Origin of the sequence: Pengzhenrongella sp. (assembly GCF_036565025.1) — a bacterium.
Lineage (GTDB): Bacteria > Actinomycetota > Actinomycetes > Actinomycetales > Cellulomonadaceae > Pengzhenrongella.
Window position 1 is genome coordinate 1 of sequence record NZ_DATCNW010000084.1, and the last position, 11,496, is coordinate 11,496.

10 protein-coding genes and 1 pseudogene are annotated in these 11,496 nt (G+C 70.3%); 8 read left to right on the top strand and 3 right to left on the bottom strand.

Annotated elements, in window-relative coordinates; translation table 11 throughout:
* The 4 genes from VIM26_RS04545 to VIM26_RS04560 form a co-directional block, all read left to right on the top strand.
* The coding region (locus VIM26_RS04545) for a 2-dehydro-3-deoxygalactonokinase (protein WP_331949165.1) at positions 1–857 on the top strand (857 nt) is incomplete at its 5' end.
* Complete coding sequence (locus VIM26_RS04550; protein ID WP_331949166.1) at positions 841–1,515, top strand: 2-dehydro-3-deoxy-6-phosphogalactonate aldolase; 675 nt, start codon at positions 841–843, stop codon at positions 1,513–1,515. The genes VIM26_RS04545 and VIM26_RS04550, both read left to right, overlap by 17 nt.
* On the top strand, positions 1,512–2,660 hold the full coding sequence (gene dgoD, locus VIM26_RS04555) for a galactonate dehydratase (protein ID WP_331949167.1): 1,149 nt from the start codon (positions 1,512–1,514) through the stop codon (positions 2,658–2,660). The genes VIM26_RS04550 and dgoD overlap by 4 nt, the downstream gene beginning before the upstream one ends.
* Before the next feature lie 136 nt (positions 2,661–2,796).
* Entirely contained in the window at positions 2,797–4,035 is a 1,239-nt protein-coding gene (locus VIM26_RS04560; RefSeq protein ID WP_331949173.1) for an MFS transporter, read from the top strand.
* Positions 4,036–4,074: 39 nt separating this feature from the next.
* Here VIM26_RS04560 and VIM26_RS04565 read toward each other — a convergent pair whose 3' ends face one another.
* Both VIM26_RS04565 and VIM26_RS04570 read right to left on the bottom strand, forming a co-directional pair.
* Positions 4,075–4,731: a hypothetical protein gene (locus VIM26_RS04565; RefSeq protein ID WP_331949168.1), complete on the bottom strand. Its 657-nt coding sequence runs from the start codon at positions 4,729–4,731 to the stop codon at positions 4,075–4,077.
* The gene (locus tag VIM26_RS04570; RefSeq protein WP_331949169.1) at positions 4,732–5,475 is read right to left on the bottom strand and encodes a GntR family transcriptional regulator; all 744 of its coding nucleotides are present in this window, start codon (positions 5,473–5,475) and stop codon (positions 4,732–4,734) included. It lies immediately after the preceding gene.
* Positions 5,476–5,551: 76 nt separating this feature from the next.
* On the opposite strand from VIM26_RS04570, the gene manD reads away from it, so the two are divergent.
* Positions 5,552–6,763 (top strand): D-mannonate dehydratase ManD, encoded by a 1,212-nt coding sequence (gene manD / locus VIM26_RS04575; RefSeq protein WP_331949174.1) that lies wholly within the window; start codon positions 5,552–5,554, stop codon positions 6,761–6,763.
* 541 nt (positions 6,764–7,304) lie between these two features.
* Here manD and VIM26_RS04580 read toward each other — a convergent pair.
* Positions 7,305–9,011, bottom strand: a complete 1,707-nt coding sequence (locus VIM26_RS04580) for a phospholipase D-like domain-containing protein (RefSeq protein WP_331949170.1) — start codon at positions 9,009–9,011, stop codon at positions 7,305–7,307.
* 149 nt (positions 9,012–9,160) lie between these two features.
* Here VIM26_RS04580 and VIM26_RS04585 point away from each other — a divergent pair, with 149 nt between their 5' ends.
* From VIM26_RS04585 to VIM26_RS04595, 3 genes and pseudogenes are all read left to right on the top strand, one after another.
* On the top strand, positions 9,161–9,562 hold the full coding sequence (locus VIM26_RS04585; RefSeq protein WP_331949171.1) for a VOC family protein: 402 nt from the start codon (positions 9,161–9,163) through the stop codon (positions 9,560–9,562).
* Positions 9,563–9,583: 21 nt separating this feature from the next.
* Positions 9,584–10,759: an alkaline phosphatase family protein gene (locus VIM26_RS04590; RefSeq protein ID WP_331949172.1), complete on the top strand. Its 1,176-nt coding sequence runs from the start codon at positions 9,584–9,586 to the stop codon at positions 10,757–10,759.
* A 328-nt stretch (positions 10,760–11,087) separates the two neighbouring features.
* Positions 11,088–11,496, top strand: a pseudogene (locus VIM26_RS04595) (hypothetical protein); the annotation flags it as partial.

Genomic DNA, 11,496 nt, shown 5'->3' on the forward strand with positions numbered 1-11,496 from the left:
CGAGCCACCCGGGCCTGCCGGTCATCGCGTGCGGGATGGTCGGCAGCAACCACGGGTGGGCGCAGGCCGAGTACCGGACGCTGCCCGCCGACCTCGCCGCCGCCGACGTCGTGCTGACACCCGTGCGCACGGCCGCCGGCACCGCCGCCGGCACGATCGCGCACATCATTCCGGGCCTGCTGGCGAGCGCGGGCCTGCCGGGCGTGATGCGCGGCGAGGAGACGCAGGTCCTCGGCGCGCTGTGCGGCGAGCTCGCGGCCGGGACGTTCGACCGCTCCGCCGAACGCCTCGTGCTCCTGCCGGGCACCCACTCGAAGTGGGTCCAGGTCACCGGCACGACCGTCACGGGCTTCAGCACCTGGATGACCGGCGAGATCTACGCGCTGCTGACGGCGGACAGCACCCTGGCTCGGATGGCGAAGCCTGCCGACCGGCCCGACTGGGCGGCGTTCGAACGCGGCCTGGACGTCGCCGCGTCGCCCGTCGGGCGCGGGGGCATCCTCAACACCGCGTTCTCGGCACGGACTCTCGTCCTGACCGGTCAGCTCGCGCCGGAGCAGGTCGAGGACTACCTCTCGGGCCTGCTGATCGGCCACGAGCTCACCGGGGTCGCGGCGTCTTGGAAAGGGCGCGAGCACGGGAGCGGGCAAAACAACGAGCTCACGGGCGGGCTCAAGGGCGCGCCTCCGGTACTCCTGTGCGGCGAGGAGAACCTCAACGCGCGGTACCGGCGCGCCCTGGAACGACGTGGCATCCAGATCGCCGGCGCGGTGACCCACTCCGCACCGGCCGGCATGTGGCTCGTAGCGCAGGCCACCGGACTTCTCGAAAGGCTCACCAATGAAGCTGTCTCCTGACACCGCGTCCGCGCACCCCGAGCTCCCGGGTCGCGGCTCCCCCGCGCTGATCGCCATTCTGCGCGGCTTGACCGACGCGGAGGCGATGTGCGTCGGGATGTGCCTGTACGACGCCGGCCTGCGCACCCTGGAGGTCCCGTTGAACTCCCCCGATCCGCTGCGCACGATCGCGACCCTGCGCGAGGGGCTGCCGGCGGACTGCGCCGTGGGCGCCGGGACGGTGCTGAGCGTCGAGCAGGTCGCCCGGTGCGAGGGCGCCGGCGCGCAGCTCATCGTCTCGCCCAACACCGACACCGCCGTCATCGCCGAGACCGTGCGCCGCGGCCTGCGCAGCTTTCCCGGTGCGGCGACCCCGAGCGAGGCGTTCGCGGCGATCGGCGCGGGCGCCCGGGACGTCAAGATCTTCCCTGCCGACCAGGTGGGGTACGCCGGGCTCAAGGCGTGGACCGCCGTCGTCCCCCAGGAGATCGGGCTGATTCCGGTGGGCGGCGTCGAGGCGGCCAACCTCGGGGCCTGGCTGGGCGCCGGCGCGACCGCCTTCGGCATCGGCTCGGCGCTGTACCGGCCGGGGATCTCGGTGCGCGACCTGCGCCGGCGCGCCGACGCGCTGATCGCCGCCCTCGAATCCGCTCTCACCATGTCACGGAGGACACCTTGAAGGTCACCAAGCTCACCACGTACGCCGTCCCGCCGCGCTGGCTCTTCCTGAAGATCGAGACCGACGAGGGCTTCGTCGGCTGGGGCGAGCCCGTGATCGAGGGGCGCGCGGCCACCGTTGCGGCCGCCGTCGAGGAGCTCTCCGACTACGTCGTCGGCAAGGACCCGCGCAACATTGAGGACATCTGGACCGTCCTGTACCGAGCGGGCTTCTACCGCGGCGGCCCGATCCTGATGAGCGCGATCGCCGGCATCGACCAGGCGTTGTGGGACATCAAGGGCAAGGCGCTGGGCGTGCCCGTCCACGAGCTGCTCGGGGGCAAGGTCCGCGACAAGATCCGGGTGTACTCCTGGATCGGCGGCGACCGGCCGTCCGAGACCGCCGCGGCCGCCAAGTCCGCCGTCGACCTGGGCTTCACCGCGGTGAAGATGAACGGCACCGAGGAGCTGGCGTTCATCGACACCTGGGAGAAGGTCGAGCGCTCGATCGCGAACGTCGCCGCCGTGCGGGACGCGGTGGGCGCGAACGTCGGGATCGGGGTCGACTTCCACGGGCGGGTGCACAAGCCGATGGCCAAGGTCCTCATCAGCGAGCTCGAGCCGTACAAGCTCATGTTCATCGAGGAGCCCGTCCTGAGCGAGAACGTGGACGGCCTGCTCGACACCATGCGCAACACCCCCACCCCCATCGCGCTCGGTGAGCGGCTGTTCTCCCGCTGGGACTTCAAGGACATCCTGGCGAGCGGCGCGGTCGACATCATCCAGCCCGACCCGTCGCACGCGGGCGGCATCACCGAGACCCGCAAGATCGCGTTCATGGCCGAGGCCTACGACGTCGCCCTGGCACTGCACTGCCCGCTGGGTCCGATCGCGCTCGCGACCTGCCTGCAGATCGATGCGGGCTGCTACAACGCCTTCATCCAGGAGCAGAGCCTGGGCATCCACTACAACAAGTCGAACGATCTGCTCGACTACGTCGTGGACCCCTCGGTCTTCGCGTACTCCGACGGCATGGTCGCGATTCCGAACGGGCCCGGGCTGGGCATCGAGGTGAACGAGGAGTACGTCATCGAGCGGGCCCAGGAGGGTCACCGCTGGCGCAACCCGGTCTGGCGCCACGCGGACGGCTCGTTCGCGGAATGGTGATCCGCACTCCTTCTTAGCAGCGCCCTCCTTCTTTTCGCAGACCCTCTTCTCTTCGCAGAATGGTGATCCGATGTCAACGACGACACAAGCACGCCCAAAAACTCTGACCTCCAAGGCTCGATACCTCGTTGCGGTGATGCTTTTCGTCACCGTGGTCATCAACTACATGGACCGCGCCAACCTCTCGGTCGCGGCGCCGCTCATCTCCGCGGAGTTCGGGCTCGACACCGCGCAGCAGGGATTCCTGCTGAGCGCGTTCGGCTGGACCTACGCGGCCCTGCAGCTGCCCGGCGGCTGGCTGGTGGACCGGGTCCGGCCCCGGTTGCTCTACCCGCTGTGCCTGGTGCTGTGGTCGGTCGCGACGATCTTCATGGGGGTCGTGGGCGGCTTCGCGGCACTCATCGTGCTCCGCCTGGCCGTCGGCACGTTCGAGGCGCCCGCCTACCCGATCAACAACAAGGTCGTCACGAGCTGGTTCCCGGAAAAGGAGCGGGCCAGGGCGATCGGCTTCTACACCTCGGGCCAGTTCATCGGCCTCGCCCTGCTGACCCCCGCCCTGACCTGGCTCCAGCACGCCCTGAGCTGGCACTGGATCTTCGTGCTCACCGGGGTCGTCGGGGTGCTCTGGGGAGCCGTCTGGTACGTCGCGTACCACAGCCCCGTCGACTCGCGGCGCGCGACCGCGGCCGAGGTCGAGTACATCCGCGACGGCGGCGGCCTGGTGGATCTCGAGACCTCCCGCGAGACGGCGCGCACGCGGTCGACCTGGGCCGACCTCGCGGTGGTGCTCGGCCGGCGCAAGCTCTGGGGCATCTATCTCGGCCAGTTCTGCCTGACCTCGACCCTGTGGTTCTTCCTCACCTGGTTCCCGACCTACCTCGTGACCTACCGCCACATGGACTACATCAAGAGCGGGTTCCTCGCCTCGCTCCCGTTCCTCGCGGCGCTCGTCGGCGTGCTGCTCGGCGGCGTCGTCTCCGACGCGCTGGTCAAGCGCGGCATCAGCGTGGGAACGGCCCGCAAGCTGCCGATCATCACCGGCCTGCTGCTCACGATGGCGATGATCGGCGCGAACTTCACCGACAACACCTCAGCGGTGATCGCGTTCATGTCGATCGCGTTCTTCGGCAACGGGCTGGCCTCGATCACCTGGTCGCTCGTGTCCGCGATGGCCCCGGCGCGCCTGATCGGGCTCACGGGTGGCATGTTCAACTTCATCGGCAACCTGTCCGCGATCGCGACGCCGATCGTGATCGGGCTGCTCGTCTCGGCGACCGACTTCGCGCCCGCGTTCGTGTACATGACGGTCGTGACGTCGGTCGGGATCGCGTCCTACGTGCTGCTCGTCGGGCGGGTCGAGCGCGTGCAGGACTGAACACCCGCCTGGACTGGACGGGTCACAGGACCGAGCGGGCTACAGGACGTTCACGGCCCGGGCCGCGACGATCGCCAGCGTCACGAGCGACACGCTCGCCGCGCCGGTCATCATCGCCTTGGCCCGGGCCGAGAGTGGCAGCGTGTCCGTGGGACTGAACGCGGTCGCCGTCGTGAACGCGACGAACAGGTACTCGGAGAACGACGGGTGCCAGGTGGCGGCGTCCCAGCCCGCGACCCCACCCATCTGCGGGAAGAAGAGGTCCGGGCGACCGGGCAAGCGGGCGTGCCGTGGGTCGCGGGCGAACGGGCCGCCGCGGTCCATCTCCCACAGCACCAGCGCTGCGGCGGCCACGTTGGTGACCCAGATCAGCAGCGCCGCCTGCACCAGCGAGCGTGGCGGGAGGTGCTCACCCGAGATCACGACGTCGACCAGCCGCACCAGGTGTGCGGCGTTCACCGCCGCAACGAGCCCGGCGAGCGCCAGCGCCGCCCGCCGCAGCCACACGGTGTCCCGCCTCAGGGTGACCGGGTTCGTCACGAACACCGGCACGAGCAGCGCGATCTCGAGCGCGGGCACCAGCCAGCGCGGATCCCCCGTGAACTCCGTCGGAAGCGCGAGCTGCAAGGCCAGCACGGCCGCGACGGTAAGTGTCGCGGGCCAGCGCCGCTCGTGCGCGACGCGCAAGGTGGGCACCTACCACTCCTGGACAACGCGCCGGCGGGGACGCTCCTCGGCGGCCCCGTCGGAGAACAGCTCGGGCGTGGCGGCCCGGATGCGCTCGACGTCGTCGAACACCGCGCGCAGGTGCTCGCGCAGGGCCGCGGTCGCGGCTCCGGCGTCGCGGGCCTCGAGCGCGTCCACGACGCGCGTGTGCTGCTCGATCAGGGTCGCGACCGGCCTCGCCTCGACCAGGCTCATGCGACGGGCCCGATCCAGGTGCGCCTTGGCGGAGTTGACCGTGGCCCAGGCACCCTCGTGGCCGCCCGAGCGCAGCAGTTCACGGTGGAAGGTCTCGTCCAGGCCGAAGAAGTCCTCGATGTCGCCGCGCCGATCGGCGTCGCGCTGGCGCTCCAGGACCTCCCGGAGCGCGCTGATGTGGGCGACTCCGGCGACGACGACGGCGTCGGTCAGCGAGGCGCACTCGATCGCCTCCCGGATGAACTGCGCCTGGGCGACCTCGGCCGCGTTCACGCGCGAGACGAACGTGCCCAGCTGGGGGAAGACCTGGACCAGGCCCTCCTCACGCAGCAGGATCAGGGACTCCCGGACCGGCGTGCGGCTCACCCCCAGCTTGGCCGCGAGCAGGTTCTCGGACAGCGGTGCCCCCGGCGGGAGCTCGAGGGAGATGATCTCGTGGCGCAGGATCTCGAGGGTCTGGTCCCGCGCCGAGGCCTTCTTGCCTGGTGGGGGCTGGGGCGACGCGCCGGCAACTGACATGGCACTCACCCTAGCGGCGCCCGATCCACGCCGAGCAGTCTTGACGTACTGGTATGGAAGTGCTTGTATGCCAGTTGTGAAGATCATCGACGCACGGGTCGTCATCAGCTCCCCCGGTCGCAACTACGTGACGCTGGTCATCGAGACCGAGTCCGGCGTGATCGGCGTCGGCGACGCGACCCTCAACGGGCGCGAGCTCTCGGTGGCCTCGTACCTGCGCGACCACGTCGTCCCGCTGCTGATCGGCCGCGAGGCGAACCGTATCGAGGACACCTGGCACTACCTGTACAAGGGGTCGTACTGGCGCCGCGGCCCGGTCCAGATGACCGCGATCGCCGCCGTCGACATCGCGCTGTGGGACATCAAGGGCAAGGTCGCCGGGCTCCCCGTGTACGAGCTCCTCGGCGGGGCCGCCCGTGAGGGCGTCATGGTCTACGGCCACGCCACGGGCGCGGACCTGGACGAGCTCAAGGACGACTTCCGCAAGCACCTGGACGCCGGATACAAGGCGGTCCGCGCGCAATGCTCCGTGCCGGGCCTGAGCAAGACCTACGGCGTCCCGCCGGCCGACGGCAGGATGTACGAGCCCGCCAGCGGGTCCCTGCCGCAGCAGGACGTGTGGGAGACCACGGCGTACCTCGACTTCGCGCCGCGCATGATGGAGGCGATCCGCGAGGAGTTCGGCTTCGGCGTGCACCTCCTGCACGACGTGCACCACCGGCTGACCCCGATCGAGGCCGCCCGCCTCGGGGCCGCGCTCGAGCCCTACCGTCCGTTCTGGATGGAGGACCCGACGCCCGCCGAGGACCAGAGCGCCTTCCGCCTGATCCGCGAGCACACCACGACCCCGATCGCCGTCGGGGAGGTCTTCAACTCGATCTGGGACTGCCAGCAGCTCATCACCGAGCGGCTGATCGACTACATCCGCACGTCGGTGTCCCATGCGGGCGGCATCACCCACCTGCGCCGGATCTTCTCCCTCGCCGAGCTCTACGGCGTGAAGTCCGGCTCCCACGGCGCGGGCGACCTGTCGCCGGTGTCGTTCGCCGCCGCGCTGCACGTCGACCTGTCGATCCCCAACTTCGGGGTGCAGGAGTACATGGGTCACCGCGAGCCCGCGAACGAGGTCTTCCACACGTCGTACTCGTTCGAGAACGGGTACATGCACCCCGGGAACCTGCCCGGTCTCGGCGTCGAGTTCGACGAGAAGGCCGCCGCGGCGTTCCCCTACGACCCCAAGTACCTCCCGGTGAACCGCAAGCTAGACGGCACCGTCCACGACTGGTGAGCCCAGACGCGCCGTCGGCACGCGAACTAGGAGACGTTGTCGTGCTCATCCACGAAATACGACAACAACTCCCAGTTCGCGGCGGTGCGAATCGGCGAGCGCGAGTTCGCTCGGTGCGGCCGCGAGCTCGCCGATCGAACAGGGCCCGAGGTCGACGCCTCCGAGGTTGCTGGCTCGCTGCCCCCGTCGTCCCCCGACCCGCCGAAGGCCAGCTGTCGGGCAGCCGGCCGGCTCGACCTCAGTGCAGCGCTCTGTGCGGCGCTCAGTGCAGCGAAAGTGCACCAAAACGCCTCATTCACTGCACTTTGGCTGCACAGAGCGATGCACTGAGCCTCGCCCACCCACGGTGCTTAATGACCGAGCCCGCGTCGACACCGACAGCCTCGGCCCGCCGAGGACACCGACAGCCTCGGCCCGCCGCCCTCGCGTTCGCGCGTGCCGCGAACTAGGAGACGTTGTCGTGCTCAGCCACGAAATACGACAACAACTCCCAGTTCGCGGCGCCTGACGTCGGCGTCGCGACCCTCGTCGAGGGGCGGGATCAGTGCGAGGTGAGGTCGAGGAGCGCGGGTGACTCGCCGAACCAGAAGCGGAGCTCACGCTGCTTCTGCTCACCGAAGAAGTCGTCCTGCCAGGTGTCGTCGTCCTGGAGTCCGGTCCACGCCTTCTGGTCGGGCGCGGCGCCCTGCTTCGCCTGGACGAGCATGTTGTAGCGCCACTTGTACTGGTCGTAGACGCCGAGGATGTTGACGGCGTACTCGGCGGCGAGACCGGGGGCGTCCTCGATGATGACGAGGTTGTCGTCGTTCCGGCCGCTCGCCTTGGGTCCCAGGTTGTGCGAGCCAGTGATGACGACCGGGTGCGGCCCGAACGGGTCGATCACCACCACCTTGCTGTGCACGACCGCCAGGCTGTACGACCGCAGCTCCTGCTTCCAGGACGCGAGCGGGGCGCTGATGGCCGCGGGCAGGATCACCTCGGGGTCCGCGTCCAGGACGTGCCCGCGCTGGACGATCTTGATGAGCGGGGCCTTGGCGCCGCCCGGGTCCTGGTTGATCACGCCGTGCACGAAGAGCCGTCGCTCGTCGAGCGCGAGGATGTCGTTCAGCAGGGTGCCCGACTTCCCCGGGACGAACATCAGGAACAGCACGCCCTGGGTCGCGGCCTCGAGGTGCCCTCTTGCGTCGACGAGGTCGACGAGGTGCGGGACGGGCGTCGTCCAGGCGGTGATCCGCGCGGCGCCCACGGTGGTCCGCAGCGGCTGCTGGTCGGCCGCCTTGAGCTCGGGGGGATACGCGCTGCCCGCTGCCTCCAGCCGGTGCCAGTAGGCGAGGTAGCCGGTCGCGAGCACCGGGTCATCGATGAGCAGTGCGTTGTTCGCCTGCGTGCACAGGCCCGTCATCGTCCAGTTCGTCGAGCCGGTCCAGACCCGCTGCGGCGTCCCGTCCGGGTCGCAGATCACCACGAACTTGTTGTGCGCGAAGTGGCCGGACGAGACGAGCCGGTCGAAGACCTTGACCTGCGAGGTGTCCCTGAGCTGCTGACGGACCTCCTTGTTCTCGTCGGGAGTGTCGGCGCCGTTCGCGAGCAGCAGGTTCGCTTTCGCGCCGACGGCGACGAGCGCCGGGATCAGCTCGGGGTCGTCCAGTTCGTAGAGGGCGAGATACAGGACATTCCCGTTCGCCTTGGCGTCGGCCAGCAGCTTGAGCAGCGCGACCCGGTCGAGGCCGCCGAGGAACCTCCTGATCTCGGAGGTCGGGTCCGCGATGACCTCACCGAGCTTGGCGCGCTCCTCGTCGGGCGGCACCGCCAGGCGTCGCGCCAGCCACTGGGTGGCGACGATCCCGCGGTTGAAGTACGCCTCGAATCCCGGCGTCTGACCGGTTCCCACGGTGAGCCAGGGCGTCCACCCGCTGGCCTGATCGGGCGGGGCCTGCGTCAGCTGGTCCGCCGGACCCAGCATCGGCACGACCTGGTACCGCACCCGCTGGAACTTCTCGACGTCGTAGTCGCGCCAGATGAAGCGCTGGACCGGCCAGACCGTGCTGGGCCGGTGGGCACCCGAGGGCAGCGGCCGCTGGGAGGCGAACCCGACGAAGGTCGACAGCGTGTCGCTCGCGGTCGAGCCGTCGGCGGCCACCGCCTCACGCAGGACGGCGAATCCCCGGCAGCCGGCGATCCGCTCCCCCGCCCGCCAGACGATGGAGGCTTCGTCGCCGTTGCTGTACGCGCGAATCTCGATGCTCATGCGGTCCCCCAGGGGCGCGACGGTTACGTGGCATCGAGTCTGCGAGCACGGGCGTTATCACGGCGTTACTGACCGGCTGCGCACCTCGTCGCAGCCTGGCGCGCGCGGCGGACCTGGACACCCGCGGCTGCGAGGAGTAGTCAGACGCCATGACTTCCAACGAACGCGTCGTGACCAGCCTCGCCCCGTGGTTGTCCGTCAGCGATGGCCCGACCGCCCTCGCCTACTACCAGGCCGCGTTCGGCGCCGTCGAGCGCTACCGGCTCGAGGACGACGGCGGCCGGGTCGTCGTCGCGCAGCTGGCGATCGGCCCCGCGGACTTCTGGCTCCAGGAGGAGCCGGACTTCCGCCGCTCCGCCACGGGTGGTGGGCCGATCCGGATGATCCTCACGGTCGACGACCCGGACGCGGCCTTCCAGCGGGCCCTCGACGCTGACGCGATCCAGATCTCGCCCGTCGCCGACGGCCACGGCTGGCGGATCGGACGGCTGGTCGATCCGTGGGGTCACCATTGGGAGGTCGGCAGGCCGGCCCCGGACGTCACCTCGTAGCGCCCGCGGTCAGCGGCATTCATGAGCCACACGACACGGCGAGCGCTCGTCATCCTGATGCTCGCCCTCCTCACGGGATCGTGCGCCGCGCCCACGCGTAGCCCGGAACCCTCAGCCACCGCGAAAAGCCCGGAGCCGTCAGCCACCGCGGGGAGCCCGGAGCCATCGACCGCCGCGCCGACCGCGGCCACCGTCCTGCCGCCGGCCGCGCACGTGTTCGTGATCAACCTCGAGAACAAGGGGTTCGACGAGGTCTGGGGGGCCGGCTCCGACGCGCCGTATCTCTCGAAGACTCTGCGCGGGGACGGCGTCCTGCTCGAGCAGTACTACGGCACGGCGCACCACTCGCTGCCGAACTACCTCGCGCAGATCTCCGGGCAGGGCCCGAACCCGCGCACCCAGGGCGACTGCCGCGTCTACTCCCCGTTCGAGGAAACCGGGACGGCGCCGCCCGGGCAGGCCGTCGGTGCGGGCTGTGTCTATCCCGCCGACGTGCCGACCCTGCCGGGTCAGCTCACCGCGTCGGGTCGCACCTGGAAGGGCTATCTGGAGGACATGGGTGCTCCGTGCCGCCATCCGCAGACCGGCACCGTCGACGACACCCAGGGCGCCCGGGTCGGCGACCAGTACGCCGCGCGGCACAACCCGTTCGTGTACTTCGCGAGCATCACGGGCTCGCCGGACTGCGCCCGGCGCGACGTCGACCTGACGGCGCTGCCGGCGGACCTCGCCGCTGCCGCGAGCACCCCGAACCTCGCGTTCATCACCCCGAACCTGTGCCACGACGGGCACGACTCGCCGTGCGTCGACGCCTCGCACGGCGGCCTGGCCGGCGCGGATGCATGGTTGCGGAAATGGGTCCCGCTCATCACCGCCGCACCGGCGTTCCGCGCGGACGGCGTGCTCGTGATCACGTTCGACGAGTCGGACAGCCCCTCGTCCGACTCCTCGGCCTGCTGCGGTGAAGGTCCCGGCCCGAACGCGAAGCAGCCGGGGATCGCCGGTCCGGGCGGAGGCCGCGTCGGAGCGCTCGTGATCTCCCCGTTCGTCAAGGGCGGGACCTCGTCGAGCACGCCGTACAACCACTACAGCCTGCTCGCGAGCATCGAGGACCTGTTCGCCCTGCCGCACCTCGGCTACGCCGCCACGCCCGGCCTGAACCGCTTCGGCTCGGACATCTACAGCGCCGGGTCCTAGTCGCGTGCGCGGCCGGGCGGGCCCGCGCCGCTCGGTCACTTGTCGGGGCCCGGATCCGCGAGTACCACTGGAAGCGACCGTGTGCCGCGCAGCGCCGGCACCGCCGCCTCGACGAGGAGGTTGCCGTGACGACCATGACGCAGCCCGGGCAGGTGACCGACCCGGGCGAGCTGTTCATGAACGCCTACCTCACCGGCACGCCGTGGTCCGTAGCCGCCCACGATCTCGACGAGAGGGGGCCGGCTCCGGCGGGCACGACACGGGCTGATCTCGCGTCACCGCGATCCAGGGCGCGAGCGGGCGGACCCAGGGCACCGACGAGTTCCTGGTGCGCAACGTCGACCGCACCATCTTCGGCGAGCACCATGCCCGCAGCCTGATCGACCTCCCGGGCGACCCGGCGTCGTCGGACGGGGACCAGCTCCGGGCGATCCTGGCCGGGATCGCCAGCGGCGACGTGACCGCGTTCTACATCCATCTCGCCGAGGGCAGGCGCAGCGACCAGCGGTCCATCGACGAGTTCGACCACCTGGTCGCCGCCGACGCCCTCACCGCGGCCACGGTCATCATTCACGGGTCGGCGATGACCCGAGACCAGCTCGCCCGGGCGGCCGGCGCGGGCGCGAAGCTGGTCTGGTCCCCGCAGAGCAACCTGCGGCTCTACGGCTCTACGGCTCTACGGCTCTACGGCTCTACGGCTCTACGGCTCTACGGCTCTACGGCTCTACGGCTGTCTC

Bases quoted from the DNA above. Each gene is read 5' to 3' on its own strand.
- VIM26_RS04585 (WP_331949171.1), top strand. From the start codon at position 9,161: ATGACTTCCAACGAACGCGTCGTGACCAGCCTCGCCCCGTGGTTGTCC.
- VIM26_RS04570 (WP_331949169.1), bottom strand. From the start codon at position 5,475: ATGTCAGTTGCCGGCGCGTCGCCCCAGCCCCCACCAGGCAAGAAGGCC.
- VIM26_RS04560 (WP_331949173.1), top strand. From the start codon at position 2,797: ATGCTTTTCGTCACCGTGGTCATCAACTACATGGACCGCGCCAACCTC.
- VIM26_RS04580 (WP_331949170.1), bottom strand. From the start codon at position 9,011: ATGAGCATCGAGATTCGCGCGTACAGCAACGGCGACGAAGCCTCCATC.
- VIM26_RS04590 (WP_331949172.1), top strand. From the start codon at position 9,584: ATGAGCCACACGACACGGCGAGCGCTCGTCATCCTGATGCTCGCCCTC.
- VIM26_RS04550 (WP_331949166.1), top strand. From the start codon at position 841: ATGAAGCTGTCTCCTGACACCGCGTCCGCGCACCCCGAGCTCCCGGGT.